This window comes from Variovorax sp. OK212, from assembly GCF_900112425.1.
Lineage (GTDB): Bacteria > Pseudomonadota > Gammaproteobacteria > Burkholderiales > Burkholderiaceae_C > Variovorax.
The window spans coordinates 400,139-415,113 of sequence record NZ_FOLP01000003.1 but is presented as its reverse complement, the minus strand read 5'-3'; the positions used below and the strand labels follow the sequence as shown (position 1 = coordinate 415,113).

At 70.2% G+C, this 14,975-nt stretch carries 12 protein-coding genes; 9 read left to right on the top strand and 3 right to left on the bottom strand.

Annotated elements, in window-relative coordinates; all coding sequences use genetic code 11:
• Positions 1–64: 64 nt before the first annotated feature.
• Positions 65–793, bottom strand: coding sequence for an SDR family NAD(P)-dependent oxidoreductase (locus BM004_RS12455; protein ID WP_218152690.1), 729 nt, complete (start codon positions 791–793; stop codon positions 65–67).
• Between the two features lie 136 nt (positions 794–929).
• Here BM004_RS12455 and BM004_RS12450 point away from each other — a divergent pair, with 136 nt between their 5' ends.
• The 5 genes from BM004_RS12450 to BM004_RS12430 are packed head-to-tail and all read left to right on the top strand — an operon-like array spanning position 930 to position 5,841.
• A complete protein-coding gene (locus BM004_RS12450) occupies positions 930–1,856 on the top strand; it encodes a LysR family transcriptional regulator (protein ID WP_093213591.1) in 927 nt (308 codons plus the stop codon).
• Positions 1,857–1,898: 42 nt separating this feature from the next.
• A complete protein-coding gene (locus BM004_RS12445; protein ID WP_218152689.1) occupies positions 1,899–2,582 on the top strand; it encodes an SGNH/GDSL hydrolase family protein in 684 nt (227 codons plus the stop codon).
• Positions 2,583–2,587: 5 nt separating this feature from the next.
• Entirely contained in the window at positions 2,588–3,304 is a 717-nt protein-coding gene (locus BM004_RS12440) for a cell division protein FtsQ (RefSeq protein WP_143072429.1), read from the top strand.
• A gap of 6 nt (positions 3,305–3,310) precedes the next feature.
• Positions 3,311–4,714, top strand: a complete 1,404-nt coding sequence (locus BM004_RS12435) for an MBOAT family O-acyltransferase (protein WP_093213586.1) — start codon at positions 3,311–3,313, stop codon at positions 4,712–4,714.
• A gap of 2 nt (positions 4,715–4,716) precedes the next feature.
• Positions 4,717–5,841 carry an alginate O-acetyltransferase AlgX-related protein gene (locus BM004_RS12430; protein WP_093213583.1) on the top strand — a complete coding sequence of 375 codons (1,125 nt, stop codon included), beginning with the start codon at positions 4,717–4,719 and terminating at the stop codon, positions 5,839–5,841.
• A gap of 16 nt (positions 5,842–5,857) precedes the next feature.
• Here the strand turns inward: BM004_RS12430 and BM004_RS12425 are convergent, their stop codons facing one another.
• The gene (locus BM004_RS12425; RefSeq protein WP_093121991.1) at positions 5,858–6,352 is read right to left on the bottom strand and encodes an arsenate-mycothiol transferase ArsC; all 495 of its coding nucleotides are present in this window, start codon (positions 6,350–6,352) and stop codon (positions 5,858–5,860) included.
• 119 nt (positions 6,353–6,471) lie between these two features.
• Between BM004_RS12425 and BM004_RS12420 the strand changes: the two genes are divergently transcribed.
• The 3 genes from BM004_RS12420 to BM004_RS12410 all read left to right on the top strand — a co-directional run bounded on the left by BM004_RS12420 (position 6,472) and on the right by BM004_RS12410 (position 12,272).
• Positions 6,472–9,180, top strand: coding sequence for a bifunctional acetate--CoA ligase family protein/GNAT family N-acetyltransferase (locus BM004_RS12420; protein WP_093214092.1), 2,709 nt, complete (start codon positions 6,472–6,474; stop codon positions 9,178–9,180).
• A gap of 72 nt (positions 9,181–9,252) precedes the next feature.
• Positions 9,253–10,290 carry an Lnb N-terminal periplasmic domain-containing protein gene (locus tag BM004_RS12415; RefSeq protein ID WP_093213581.1) on the top strand — a complete coding sequence of 346 codons (1,038 nt, stop codon included), beginning with the start codon at positions 9,253–9,255 and terminating at the stop codon, positions 10,288–10,290.
• Positions 10,290–12,272 (top strand): esterase/lipase family protein, encoded by a 1,983-nt coding sequence (locus BM004_RS12410; protein ID WP_093213578.1) that lies wholly within the window; start codon positions 10,290–10,292, stop codon positions 12,270–12,272. The genes BM004_RS12415 and BM004_RS12410 overlap by 1 nt, the downstream gene beginning before the upstream one ends.
• Before the next feature lie 19 nt (positions 12,273–12,291).
• Here the strand turns inward: BM004_RS12410 and BM004_RS12405 are convergent, their stop codons facing one another.
• Positions 12,292–13,437 (bottom strand): GGDEF domain-containing protein, encoded by a 1,146-nt coding sequence (locus BM004_RS12405; RefSeq protein WP_093213576.1) that lies wholly within the window; start codon positions 13,435–13,437, stop codon positions 12,292–12,294.
• A 271-nt stretch (positions 13,438–13,708) separates the two neighbouring features.
• Between BM004_RS12405 and BM004_RS12400 the strand changes: the two genes are divergently transcribed.
• On the top strand, positions 13,709–14,968 hold the full coding sequence (locus BM004_RS12400) for an MFS transporter (protein ID WP_177206490.1): 1,260 nt from the start codon (positions 13,709–13,711) through the stop codon (positions 14,966–14,968).
• The last annotated feature ends 7 nt before the right edge of the window (positions 14,969–14,975 follow it).

The following is a 14,975-nucleotide window of genomic DNA, read 5'->3' as shown; positions in this document are numbered from 1 at the left end:
GCGCGCGCGGAACGCCGGATTTCGCGTTTGCTTATCCGTTTTTCGTCGATGCGTTCTTCCGGTGTCAGCGCAGCGTGTAGCCGCCGTCGACATAGATCGTCGAGCCGTTCATGTTGGCGTTGTCCAGCAGGAACAGCGCCGCGCCCGCGGCCTCGTGCACGGTACCCAGGCGGCGGTTGAGCGTGAGCTTCTCCCAGGTCTTGCCCACCGCGTCGTACACCTCGGCGGGCTTGTGGCGCCACAGCTCGCTGTCGATGGTGCCGGGCGACACGCAGTTCACGCGAATGGGGGCGAGCTCCAGCGCCAGCGCGCGGGCCAGGCCTTCGACGGCGGCGTTGCAGGCCGCATAGGCCGGCGCGCCGATGGGCCTCACCGAGGCCGCGCCAGACATCAGCACCACCGCCGCATCGGGCGCCAGGTGCGGCAACGCGGCATGCACCGCCCAGTACTGGCCCCAGAACTTGGCCTGGAACACGGCCTCGGCCTGCGCCTGCGTGTCTTCGCGGAACGACACCGAGTGATTGACCGAGCCCGGTGTGAAGAGACCGGCGAGCGGGCCGGCACCCTCGAAGAACGCGGCGATGGAGGCGCGCTCCCTGGCGTCCACCGTGCGCGCCGTGGCGAGCGGGCCGAGCGGGCCGAGCTTTTGCACGGCCGCGTCGGCCTTCTCGCGCGACCGCCCGCCAAGCAGCACGCGGTCGCCGCGCGCGACCAGTTGCTGCGCAAGTGCGAATCCCATGCCCGATGTGCCGCCGATGATGGCGTAGCTTCTGTTGCCGACGGTGGTGCCCACGAGGTGCCTTCTGTGTGTGTTATGGATGAAGGCTTCGATGCTAGGAACGCGTGGCGCACAGGTAAAACGATAAGATTTCCGGACACCCGCGCGCCGGGTTCCGCAATCGCGCCTCCCCGCCTCTCCTCTTTCCCGCATGTCCCATCTCGAGCCGAACGGCCCCATCCGCGTCTTCCTGGCCGTCTGCGAGGCGGGCAGCTTCGCGAAGGCGGCCGGCGCGGTGGCGCTGTCGGCCTCGGCCATCGCCAAGACGGTGGCGCGGCTCGAGGCGCGGCTGAAGGTGCGGCTGTTCGACCGCACCACGCGCAGCCTGTCGCTCACGCCCGAAGGCCGCATCTACGCAGACGCCTGCCGCCGCGCGATGGGCGACATCGCCCGTGTCGAGGCCTCGCTGGCGCAGGCCGCTGCCACGCCCAGCGGCACGCTGCGCGTGAGCCTGCCGCCGCTGTTCGGCACCGAGGTCATCGCACCGGCGCTGCACGCGCTGTGCGACAGCCATCCGGCACTGGGCATCGACATCTCGCTGGACACCGAGCGCGTCGACCTGCTGGCGCGCGGCATCGACCTGGCGGTGCGCATCGGCGAGCTGCCCGACGTGTCGGGCCTCACGGCGCGCCGCCTCGGCACGCAGGAGGTGGTGCTGTGCGGCGCGCCGGCATACATCGAGCGGCATGGCGAGCCGCTCGGCCCGCAAGACCTGGCCGCCCACGCGCTGATCGCGACCACGCACCGCGGCCAGCCGGTGCCCTGGCCCTTGACGGACGAAGACGGGCGCGTGATGCACCTGGCGCCGGCTTCGCGCATCGGCACCGACAGCACCCTGCTCACCCTGGCGTCGGTGCGCGCGGGCCGCGGGCTCGGGCTGCTGCCGCGCTGGCTGGTGGCCGACGACCTGGCCGCGGGCCGCCTGCGGGTGCTGCTGGCGGGCCGGGTCGCCGCGGACATGCCGATCCATGCGCTGTGGCTCACCGCGCCGTTGATGCTGCCGCGGCTGCGCGTGGCGATCGATGCGGTGGTGGTGGCTGTGGCCGCGGCCACGGCCGTGGCTGCGGTGCAGCGCTGAGGCTGGTACATTTCCCCGGCCTCGCAAACCAAAGGGATATCGGTGTCACTCGCAGCGGCCATGGCCGGTCTTTCCATCCTCGTCATCGGGGACAGCCACCTCGCACAGTCCAATTACCTGATCTCGTCGTTGCACGACGACCTGACGCGCCAGGGCGCGCAGGTGCACTCGATCGGCGTGTGCGGCGTGCTGCCGTACGACTGGACGGTGTCGAAGGTCGGCAGCTGCGGCGGCGCCGAACGCGTCGGCACCCGCCCCACGGTGGAGAGCAGCACCGGCAAGACCACGGCCGTGGCCCAGCTCATCCAGGCGGAGCGCCCCGACCTCGTGCTGGTGGTGCTCGGCGACACCATGGCCGCCTACAAGCAGCCCGATTTCCCGATGAACTGGGTGTGGCAGCAGGTGGGCGCGCTCACCGGCGCCATTGCGGCGACCGGCACGCGCTGCGCCTGGGTCGGCCCGGCCTGGGGACAGGAAGGCGGCAAGTACGGCAAGACCTATGCGCGCGTCGAGCTCGTGAGCCGCTTCCTGGCCACCAACGTGGAGCCCTGCACCTATATAGATTCGCTGGAGATGTCCCGGCGCGGCCAGTGGCCGACCATCGACGGGCAGCATTTCAGCTCGAACGGCTACCGCGCCTGGGGCGACGGCATTGCCAAGGCAGTGATGCGGCTGCCCCTGCCCCGCGCGGGCGCGGCCGGCCCGGCCGGCGCCGCACGCCAATGAACCGCGTGAGCCGCGTGAATCGCGTGAACCGCGCGAACCGCGCCAGCTGTGCGAGCCGCCTGCCCCTGCTGGCGGCGCTGTGCGCGCTCGGGCCCTTCTCTTCCACCGGCGCGGCGCCCCGCCTGTACGACACGGGCCCCGCGCAAGACCTGGCGCTGGTGCGTTTCGTCAATGCCGGTGCGCAGCCGCTGGTCGTCCAAAGCGCTGGCGGCAGCGCCAGCCTCACGGTGCCGCCCACCGCACCGGTCACCGACTACCAGGCCGCGCGCTCCGACGCGCCCGTCACCGGCCAGTGGCAGCTCGCCAACCAGAAGCTGGCGATTTCGCTGCGCGTGAAGGCCGGCGGCTCGGCTTCCACGGTGGCGTGGACCGACGAAAGCGGCAAGCTCGCCGGCACCAGCTTCACCGAGGCGCCCGCCACCTTCGACCCGGTGCGCGCCTCGCTCGCGTTCTACAACGCCGACCCTCGCTGCACCGCCGCGGCGCTCGCGTCCAGCCCGGCCAACGTGCCCATCTTCGACCACCAGGCCGCATCGGCCAGCGCGCGCCGCGCCGTCAACCCGGTGAAGCTGGTGGTGCAGGCCTCGTGCAACGGCCAGCCGGTCGACGCCACGGTGGACCTCGGTTCGCTGCAGGCCGGCCAGCGCTACAGCGTCTTCCTCGTACCCGCCGGCAAGAACGCCAGCCGGCTCATCGGCCTGCAGGACCGCGTCGCACGCTGACGGCCCGTGGTCTTCGCCTCGCTCGAATTCCTCGCGGTCTTTCTGCCGGCGTTCCTGCTGCTGTACGCGCTGACGCCCGCGCGCGCGAAGAACACGCTGCTGCTGCTGTCGAGCTGGCTGTTCTACGGCTGGTGGAGCCCGCTGTTCCTGCTGCTGTTCATTGCGCTCACGGCGCTGGCCTGGGTCGGCGGGCTGCTGGTGGAGCGTGCGCAGCAGCGGCGCAAGGCCGTGCTGGTGGCGCTGATTGCGCTGAACCTCGGCGTGCTCGCGTGGTTCAAGTACGCCAACATCGTGGTCGAAACCTTCAGCGCGGCCATCGTGCATGCGGGCGCGATGCCGCTCGCGTGGCAGCGCATCGCCTTGCCCATCGGCCTGTCGTTCACGGTGCTGCAGGCGATCTCGTATTTCGTCGACATCTACCGCGGCCGGTTTCCGGCGGAGCGCCGCCCGATCGACTTCGCGACCTACCTCGCGATGTTCGGCCACCTGGTGGCGGGGCCGATCATTCGCTACGACTGGATCCGCCAGCGCCTGGCGCACCGGTCGATGCGGTGGTCGGGCTTTGCGCGGGGCGCGCGGCGCTTCATGATCGGCATGGCCATGAAGGTGCTGGTGGCCGACACGCTCGCTCCGGTGGTCGACCAGGTGTTTGCCTCGGCCGAGCCGAGCTTCATCGACGCGTGGCTCGGTTGCCTGGCCTACACGCTGCAGCTGTTCTTCGACTTCGCGGGCTACAGCGCGATGGCGATCGGCATCGGCGCGATGCTGGGCTTTCGCTTTCCCGAGAACTTCAATGCGCCCTACCTGGCGCGCAACGTGGCGGAGTTCTGGCGGCGCTGGCACATCTCGCTGTCGTCGTGGCTGCGTGACTACCTCTATGTGCCGCTGGGCGGCAGCCGGCAAGGCAACGGCCGCACGGTGACGAACCTGATGCTGACCATGGGCATCGGCGGGCTCTGGCACGGCGCGGACAGCTGGAACTTCCTGTACTGGGGGCTGGCGCACGGCGCGGCGCTGAGCGTGGTGCACCTGTGGCGCCAGCGCGGCCCTTATTTGCCTTCGCTGCCTTCGCCGGTCGCCCACGCCGCCACGCTGCTGTTCGTGATGCTCGGCTGGACGCTGTTCCGCTCGCCCGACCTCGCGACGGCGGGCCGCATGCTGGGCGGGCAGTTCGGCCTTCAAGGGCTGGGCCTGGGCGCGGCGCTGTCGAACATGCTGCGCGTGCCGGTGCTGCTGGCGTATGCGCTGGGCATTGCCTGGGTGATCGCGCCGGCCGTGGTGGCCCGCCGGCGGCATGCCGGTGCCGCATTCGCCCTGGCGGCCAGCCTGCTGCCCATTGCCGGCTTCGTGCTGGCAATGGCGCTGGTGGCGAGCCGCGGCACGGTGCCGTTCCTCTACTTCCAGTTCTGACGATGCCGCGCGCCACCCGCCGCCTTCGAGCACGCCTGCGCTGGGTCACCACGGCCGTGTTGCTGGCCGCCATCGGCAGCGCCTTCGTCGCGACGTTCGCGAACATGGGCGAAGTGCTGCACCGTGCGGACGCCTCGCTGCTGCACGACGCGCAAGCACGGCGCGAGTTGACGAAATCGCTTGTCACCACGCCAGTCACCGAGGCCCTGGCACGCTGGCAGCGCGAGGCCAGCTGGCTGGCGCTGCGCGACCTGGGGCCGGAGGTGAAACGCGGCGACGGCAACTGGCTCTTTCTCGACGAAGAGCTTCGCGTGCCTGCGGAGCGCAACGCGCATGCGGCGGCACGCGCCGCGGCGGTCGAACAGATCGCGCACGGGCTCGCGGCAAGGCACATCGCGCTGCTCGTGGTCGTCGTGCCGGACAAGAGCCGCATCGAAAGCGCGCACCTCGGCCACCTGCAACGCCCGCCGGCGCTCGAACCGCGGGCGCGCGACTGGGCCGCGAGGCTCGAAGCGGCCGGCGTTTCCGTGCTCGACCTGGCGCCGGTGCTGGCCGGGGCCTCGCCCTCACCCACGCCCGCGCCCTCGCCTTTCCTTCGCACCGACACCCACTGGAGCGAGCACGGCAGCTGGCTCGCCGCGCAGGCCGTTGCCCGCCGCCTCAAAGACATGCATGCGTTCGACGGCGAGCCGGTGCCTTCGGTCGTCGTCTCGCGCAAGGACCATGTGGCCTGGGGCGACCTCGTGCGCCTGGCCGGCATCGACGGCCTGCCACCGTCGCTCAAGCCCGCGCCCGACACCGACACGCAATCGGTGGTCGAAACACGCAGCGAGAGCACCGACCTGTTCGGCAACACGGCCCTGCCTTCGACCGTGCTGCTCGGCACCTCGTTTTCGCGGCGCAGTAATTTCCAGCCCTTCCTGCAACTGGCGAGCAGCGCATCGGTGGCCGATTTCGCGCTGGACGGCGGCGACTTCTGGGGCGCCGCGCGCAGCTATTTCGCGGGTGATTCGTTCGCGAAGAACCCGCCGCGCACCATCGTGTGGGAAGTGCCTGAACGTGCCCTGACGCTGCCCGTGGGCGAGGCCGAACAGGCCTGGCTGCGCGCGCCGCTGCCGGCCCGCTGAACCTGCTGAATCCGGGCTAACGCAGGTACCCGAGGTCCCGCACGTCGGAGCGCACCGCGGCGCGGTCCACGCCCTGCAGCGGCAGGCTCACCAGCAGTTCCAGCCGGCGCCGCAGCGAGAACAGCAGCTGGATCGCGTCGTGCGCGACCTTTTCGGCATCGTCGCCGCCGGCCACGTCGGGGTAGGCCCACAGCGCCGCATCGGGCTGCCCGGGCCATGACGGCTGGCGCGATTCGGTGGCCGCGTCGAGCGTGATGACGAACTCGGCCGGCGTGCCGGGCGAGCGCGCCACGTCGTCCCAGCTGCGGGGCGCGTGGGTCGGCACGGGAATGCTCGCGCTCATCAGGGCGCCGATGGCGGCGGGATGGAATTCGCGGTCGACCTGTCCAGGTTGACCGCAGGAAGAGGCCGCGAACCGCTTGGGGTCCAGGTGCGCGAGGCACGCTTCGGCAAGGATGCTGCGCAATGAATTTCGCCGGGAGACGAAGATCACGCCGATACGTTTTTGCATGAAGCTTGCACTATAGCCATGCGCGCTGAATCCGTCATGACACACGCGACAGCACCCGACCCCACAAGATGCGCGCCACCCTGCACAGCGGCCCGCGATCAGGGCAGACTTGGGGGATGATGGACAAGCACTTCCTCAATCCGCTCTTCGCGCCCTCTTCCGTGGTGGCTTTCGTCGGCCACGCGGACGACCCGGGCGGCCAGCCGCCGGCAGGCCGCACGCTGCGCGAAGCCTTTCGCGCCGACCGCTTCGACGGCACGCTGCGCTTTCTGGACGTTCGCACCAAGGGCACGCTCGAAGAACTCTCGCAGACCCATGCCGACCTCGCGCTGATTGCCCTGGCGCCGCGCGACGTGGCCGCGGCGCTGGAGATTGCGGGGCGCATCGGCTGCACGGCGGCGGTGGTCATCTCCAGCGGCATCGGTGCCGACCAGGCCGCGCAGTGGCGCAAGATCGCCAGGCGCGAAGGCGTGCACCTGCTCGGGCCGAATTCACTGGGCTTCCAGCGTCCGCTGCTGCACCTGAACGCCAGCGTGGCCGGCCCGCTGGCCAAGGCCGGGCCGCTGGCGCTGGTGTCGCAGTCGGGTGCGCTCACAGCCTCGATGCTCGACTGGGCGCGCCAGAACGGCGTGGGCTTTTCGAGCGTGGTGTCGCTCGGCCCGCACACCTCGGTCGACATTCCGCAGGTGCTCGACTTCCTGGCCAACGACCAGGCCACGCACAGCATCATCGTGTACCTCGAAGGCATCGACGACGCGCGCCGCTTCATGAGCGCGCTGCGTTCGGCCTCGCATGCCAAGCCGGTGGTGGTGCTCAAGGCCGGGCGCAAGCCGGCGGGCAACGAGGCCGCGCAGACGCACAGCGCCGCCATCGTGGGCAGCGACGACGTGTTCGACTCGGCCCTGCGCCGCGCGGGCGCGGTGCGCGTGCGCTCCTTCGTCGAGCTGTTCTCGGCCGCCAAGTGCCTGGCCTCGCGCTACCGGCCGGTGGGCAAGCGGCTGGCCGTGGTCACCAACGGCGGCGGGCCCGGCGTGCTGGCGGCCGACTGGATCAACGAGATCGGGCTCGACCTGGGCAAGCTCTCCGCGCCGTCGCAGAAGCTGCTGCTGCCCACGCTGCCGCCACTGGCCTCGCTCACCGACCTGATCGACCTGTCGGAAGAGGCCCTGCCCGCGCACTACCGCGCGGCCATCGACGCCGCCTCGGCCGACAGCCAGGTCGACGGCGTGCTGGCCATCTTCTCGCCCAAGCCCGGCGCCGACGCGGCGGCCACCGCCAAGGCGCTGGCCGACATTCCGCGCCCCATGAACAAGCCGCTGCTGGCCTGCTGGATGGGCGATTCGTCGGTAGGCAAGGCGCGCGCCGTGCTGGCCGACGCCACCATCCCGAGCTTTCGCACGCCCGAGGCGGCCGTGGGCGCCTTCGGCAACATCGCGGCCTTCTACCAGAACCAGCAGCTGCTGCAGCAGACGCCGCCGCCGCTCTCGGCATTGGCCAAGCCCGACATCGAGGGCGCGCGCCTGCTGATCGAAAGCGTGCTGGCCGAGCGGCGCAAGGTGCTGACGGAAATGGAGTCGAAGACGCTGCTGTCGTCGTTCCACATTCCCATCACGCGCACGCTGCTGGCGCGCAGCGCCAACGAGGCCATGATGATCGCCACGCAGCTGGGTTTTCCGGTGGCGCTGAAGATCGATTCGCCCGACATCCCGCACAAGTCCGACGTGGAAGGCGTGGCGCTCAACGTGTTGAACGGCACCGGCGCGCGCGACACCTACGTCGAGATGATGGAGCGCGTGGCGCGGCTGGCGCCCGAGGCGCGCATCAACGGCATCACGGTGCAGAAGATGGTGCGCGCGCGGCGCGGGCGCGAGATCTACGTGGGCATGGTGACCGACGAGCCCTTCGGCCCGGTCATCGTGTTCGGCGCGGGCGGCACCATGATCGAGCTGCTGAACGACCGCGCCATGGAGCTGCCGCCGCTCAACCAATTCCTGGCGCGCCGGCTCATCGAGCGCTCGCGCGTGGCCGAGACGCTGGGCGAATGGCGCGGCGCCAACGCGGTGGACATGGAGGCGCTGGAAGACGTGCTGCTGCGCGTGTCGGAAATGGTGTGCGAGCTGCCCGAACTGCGCGAGATGGACATCAACCCCATCATCGTGGACGAGTCGGGTGCGATCTCGGTCGATGCGCGCATCGTGGTGGAGAGCAGCTCGCAGGGCGCCGCCGGCAGCTCGGGCCACGCGGGCAACGGCTATTCGCACCTGGCCATCATGCCGTACCCCGCGCGCTACCGGCGCGAGTGGCCTTTGCCGGGCACCGGTGGCGGCACGTACATCGTGCGGCCGGTGCATCCGAACGACGCGCAAATGCTGCAGGCGCTGGTGCAGGGGCTGTCGCCCGAGAGCCGGTGGTTTCGCTTCGTCTCGCGCTTCCACGAGCTGCCGCCGTCGATGCTGTCGCGCTTCACGCTGATCGACTACGACCGCGAGATGGCGCTGGTGGCCGTGATGCTGGAGCGCAGCGTGTCGCCCGACGGCACCATCCTGGAGAGCGAGCGCATCGTGGGCGTGTCGCGCTACATCACCAACCCCGACCAGACCAGCTGCGAGTTCTCGCTGGTGGTGGCCGACGAGTTCAGCGGCAAGGGCATCGGCTCGCGGCTGATGGAAAGCATCATCGACGTGGCGCGCGACAAGGGCCTGGCCGAGATGGACGGGCTGGTGCTCGCCAACAACCCCGACATGCTGAAGCTGGTGCGCCGGCTCGGGTTCACGGTGAAGTCGTTCCCCGAGGACCACGACTTCAAGCTCGTGACCTACATGCTTTAGCTGCGGCAGCTTCAGTTGAAAGAGGCACCCGTCGTAAGCTCGGCGGGTTCCAGCTTCCAGTTTCTTTTTCCCATGATCCGAACGCTCCTGCGTCACCTCGGCCGCTTCCTGCTGTCGCTCGCCGTGCTGCTGACCTCGCTGTGGGCCTGCCTGGCGCTCTGGTACCAGCTGCCCGGCCCCGCCGCGGTGAAGATCGGCGCCGGCGTGCTGTGGGCCGGCTTCGGCCTGGCGGCCCTCGTGTTGCTGTGGCGCGGCCGGGCCGGGCGCGCCCTGCTCTCCTACGCGGCCGGCTTCGCGCTGCTGCTGGGCTGGTGGGGCACCATTCTTCCGGCACAGGACCGCGTGTGGGCCGACGACGTGGCCCGGCAGGTCAGGTCGCGCGTCGAGGGCAGCGTGGTCACCATGGACAACGTGCGCAACTTCGACTGGCGCAGCGACACCGACTACACCCCGCGCTGGGAAACCCGGCGCTACGACCTCGACCGCCTGCGCACGGTGGACGTGGCGCTGTCGTACTGGACCGGCCCCGCCATCGCGCACACGCTGGTGTCCTTCGGCTTCGACGACGGCCGCTTCCTGACCTTCTCGATCGAGATCCGCAAGGAGCGCGGCGAGAGCTTCTCGTCCGTCGGCGGCTTCTTCAAGCAGTTCGAGACCAGCCTCATTGCGGCCGACGAGCACGACATCGTTCGCGTACGCACCAACGTGCGCGGCGAAGACGTCTACATGTACCGCGTGCAGCTGCCGCAGGCCGAGATGCGCTCGCTGTTCCTCGCCTACCTGGGCGAAGGCGACTCGCTGGTGCGCGAGGCCAGCTTCTACAACACGCTGACCGCCAACTGCACCACCATCGTGTACGCCCTGGCCAAGCGCATCGTGCCGGGGCTGCCGATGGACTACCGGCTGCTGGCCTCGGGCTACCTGCCCGACTACCTCTTCGACGTGGGCGGGCTCGTGCCGGGCTACAGCATGGAGGCGCTGCGCGCGGCCGGCCGCATCACCGACCGGGCCATTGCGACCGACAGCACGCCGGGCGCCGGCTTCTCGCAGGCGATCCGCCAGGGCATGCCCGGCGTTGCGGGCATTGTGGGCGCGAAGGCGACGCCGTGATGCGCGCGCGCCTCGCCTCGCTGCCTGTGCTGCTGTGCGCGGCCCTGCTGCTCGCGGGCTGCGCCGGCGTGAAGGTCGGCTCCATCTCGCCGGCCGACTACCTCGCGCAGCGCCGCGGCGACGTGCTCACCACCGGCAAGCTCAGCACCTCCGCGCAGGAGGTGCTGCGCGTGATCGGCTCCGACGCCGACCTGTGCCGCAAGAACGGCCCGGCCTGCCGCAATGCGTTGGCCGACTCGCCGGGCCTGAGCGACGAGCAGCGCCTGTCGGCGCTGTCGGAGGTCTGGCTGCAGGTGGCGCTCGCCGCGGACAAGGGCGGCAGCGCCGCCGAGCCCGCGTCGGCCGCCACCGCCATCGACGCCTGGCTCGAAACCGCGCGCCATGCCTACGCCTACCTGTTCTTCACGGCCCGCAAGCCGCGCGACCGCGCCTTCGAAGACCGGCAGACGCAGGTGCGCGACTACTACAACTACGCCGTGCAGCAGGCGCTCACCGGGCTGTACCGCACCTACCAGCGCGCCGGCGCGGCCGACCGGGCGCAGCCGCAGGAGTCGCAGGCAGCGCCAGCGCCTCAGGTTCCGCAAGTCCCTCAGGTCCCTCAGGTCCCTCAAGTCCCGCAGATTGGCGACTGGCACATCGGCTCCGACGTGACGGCCCTGCGCCTGCCCGCCAACGCGGCGCTGCCCGACGAGCTGATTCCCGCCGCCTCGCTCACCTTCTCGGGCCTGCGCAACACCTACCGGCGCGACGGCTTCGGCGCCGAGCTGGTCGCCTCGGCGAGCAAGCGGGCCTACGACGCGTCGCAAGAGCCCACGCTGGCGTACCGCGAGACGCCGTTCCCCGCCATCACCGCGCTGCTGCTGTTCGACGGCCAGACGCTCGACGAGATCCTGAAGACCCGGTCGCTGCGCATCGCCGCCTACGATCCGTACCGCACCGCCACCGTGCAACTGGCCGGGCAGGAGGTGCCGCTGGCCGCCAACTTCACCTCCGGCTACGGCCTGTGGCTCGCGCGTTCCGACTTCGCGCTGCAGGCGCTGCGCAGCCTGTTCGGCAGCCCCGACGGCCTCACGCAGCCACGCATCTACCTGATGCAGCCCTACGACCCCGACCGCCGCACCATCGTCATGCTGCACGGCCTGGCCAGCAGCCCCGAGGCGTGGATCAACGTGGCCAACGAAGTGCTGGGCGACGAGACGCTGCGCCGCCGCTACCAGATCTGGCAGGTCTACTACCCGACCAACGCGCCGCTGCCGCTGAACAACCAGGCCATTCGCCAGGCGCTCGGCCAGACGCTGGCGCACTTCGATCCCACGGGCAAGGCCACGGCCTCGAACAACATCACGCTGATCGGCCACAGCATGGGCGGCGTGCTCGCGCGGCTCATGGTGTCGTCGTCGGAAGACAAGCTCTGGGAAGCCTTGCTGGACAGCTACCCGATGCAGGGCGCGCAGCAGCAGCGCGTGGAGGCGCAGCTGTCGCCATACCTGCGCTTCGAGCCGCTGCCGCAGGTGAGCGACGCCATCTTCATCGCCTCGCCGCACCGGGGCACCTCGTTCGCCAACAACCGCGTCTCGCGCTGGGTGGCCAACCTGATCACGCTGCCGGTGACCATGCTGGGGCAGTTGAACGACATCTCGCGCGAGCTCATTCGCGTTGCACCGGGCAAGCAGGACCTGGGCGCCTTCCGCATTCCCAACAGCATCGACAACCTGAGCGACCGCGACCCCTTCGTGCGGCTGTCTTCCGGCCTGCCGATGAACCCGCGCGTGCACTTTCACTCGATCATCGGCAACGACACGCCGGGCGTGGCGCAGGCGCTGTCGAGCGACGGCATCGTGCCCTATGCCAGCGCGCACCTGGACGGCGCGGCGTCGGAGCTGGTGATTCCGTCGGCGCACAGCGTGCAGGAGAACCCGCTGGCGATCCTGGAGATCCGGCGCATCCTCAAGGAACAACTGGGGGCGCCGGCGAAGCGCTGATGCGCCGGCGGCTGCAGGCTCAGTCCGCAACCACCGTATTGCGCGTCGCCTTGGCGGCGTAGAGCCGGCGGTCGGCGCGCGCCAGCAGCGCATCGATGTCGGTGGCCGCGCCGTCGGTCGTGCTGGCAATGCCGACGCTGAAGGTCACGCCACCCGAGGCTTGCGCTTCCACCGCCATGCGCCCCTGCATGCGCTCGAGCGCCGCCTTCGCGTGCGCGGCGTCCGTGTCGGGCAGCACCAGCAGGAACTCCTCGCCGCCCCAGCGCGCCACCAGGTCGCTCGCGCGCACGTGGCGCAGCAGCGCACCGGAGAACGCCCGCAGCGCGCTGTCGCCGGCCGCGTGGCCCTGCGTGTCGTTGATGTTCTTGAAGTGGTCGATGTCGCACAGCGCCACCGACAACGGCGTGCCCTGCCGCGCCGTGCGCGCCAGCTCGCGGCGCAGCTGCGGCAGCACGCCGTAGCGGTTGAGCACGCCGGTCAGCAGGTCGGTGTGCGCGGCGCGGCGCAGGGTTTCGCGCAGCTCTTCCTGCAGCCACAACACGAAGGCCGAGGTGGTCAGCATGGTCATCACCATGTTGATCAGCAGGCCCGGCATGGCGCCCTTGAGCACATCCCCGGGCCGCACCGCCGCGCCGATCAGCAGCAGCACATTGGCAACCACCGCGAAGCCCATCGCCGCCATGAGGATGCGCACGCCGAAGAAGCGGCGCACCGGCACCAGCTCGCGCGCGATCGTCACCACCAGCATCGCGACCAGCACCACGTGCAGCAGCATGACCCGGTACGCCGGCTCGGCCGTCAGCAGGCTGCCGACCGCGACGAACAGGCCCAGCCCGAAGGCGACGGCGTAAGGCAGCACGCGCCTGAGCGCGGAGCCCGCGGGCCGCACGTGCCGGTGGATGCCCACCAGGTGCAGCGCAATGCCCGCCGTGACCAGCCCGCTCGACAGCGTGAGCGGCGGAATGGCCAGCAGCCGCCCGAAGTCGACCGCGTCGATCGCGATCACCGCCTGCCCCGTCAGCAGCACCACGTCGCCCGCCAGCCAGGAGCGCATGCCGCGCGCCCCGCTGCCCAGGCCCACGCGGGTGCTCATGACGACCAGCACAAGGGTCAGGCCGACCAGCAGGTTGGCGAGCAGCAGTGTCGGGGGATCGAGTTGGAGCATGCGGTCGGTGTCGGGGAGTTCGCTGAACGCTGTTGCGTGGGTAGCGGCAATTGATGCGTTTCCGGGCGTGATTTTGCGACAGCGCCGGGGGTGCCCGCGGGCCGTGCGTCGACCCGGGTTTGTCCCAGTCTCAAAAACTTTACCAGTATTAAAAAAGATACTAATATCGAAACTTGAACAGATCCCAAGGTTGCGCGGCCTCTTCGTTTTCGCGCACCTTCCCAGCCAGAGATCCCGCGCGGCAGGCCGCGCAAAGCCAGGAGTCGACGACGTGGAAGCAAGAGTCAATTCATCCGCCGCACCCGGGGCCGGCGCCCCGGCGGCCGGTCACGACAAGGTGAGCGGCTACGGCTGGAAAGCCCTCGCGGGCTCGGCCATCGGTTACGCCATGGACGGCTTCGACCTGCTGATCCTGGGCTTCATGCTCACGGCCATCTCGGCCGACCTGCACCTCACGCCGGGCCAGGCCGGCTCGCTCGTCACCTGGACGCTGGTGGGCGCCGTGGCCGGCGGCATCGTGTTCGGCTCGCTGTCCGATCACTACGGCCGCATCCGCGTGTTGACCTGGACCATCGTGATGTTCGCGCTGTTCACCGGCCTGTGCGCCTTCGCCCAGGGCTACTGGGACCTGCTGGCCTACCGCACGCTCGCGGGCATCGGCCTGGGCGGCGAGTTCGGCATCGGCATGGCGCTGGCCGCCGAGGCCTGGCCCGCGAAGCACCGGGCGCGCGTGTCGTCGTACGTGGCGCTGGGCTGGCAGACGGGCGTGCTCGGCGCCGCGCTGCTCACGCCGCTGCTGCTGCCGCACATCGGCTGGCGCGGCATGTTCCTCATCGGCGTGATCCCGGCCGTGGTGGCCTGGGTCATCCGCAACAAGCTGCACGAGCCCGAGGTGTTCGTGCGCCGCCCGGCGCAAAAAGGCTCGAAGACCAAGGCGTTCCGCCTGCTCGTGAAAGACGGCCGCACGGCGCGCACCAGCCTGGGCATCGTCACGCTGTGCGCGGTCCAGAACTTCGGCTACTACGGCATCATGATCTGGATGCCCAGCTTCCTGGCGAACAAGCTGGGCTTCAACCTCACCAAGTCCGCGCTGTGGACCTCGGTGACCATCCTCGGAATGATGGCCGGCATCTTCGTCTTCGGCCAGCTCGCGGACCGCATCGGCCGCAAGCCCAGCTTCCTGCTGTTCCAGACCGGCGCCGTGGCCATGGTGCTCACCTACTCGCAGCTGTCCGACCCGGTGTCGATGCTGTGGGCCGGCGCGCTCATGGGCATGTTCGTGAACGGCATGCTCGGCGGCTACGGCGCGCTGATGTCCGAGGCCTACCCGACCGAGGCGCGCGCCACCGCGCAGAACGTGCTGTTCAACATCGGCCGCGGCGTGGGCGGCTTCGGCCCGGTGGTGGTCGGCGCGCTGGCCACGGCGTACTCGTTCCAGGTGGCGATCGCCCTGCTGGCGGCCATCTACCTGCTGGACATGCTCGCCACGCTGTTCCTGATTCCCGAGCTCAAGGGCAAGGAGCTCGAATGAACGCCGC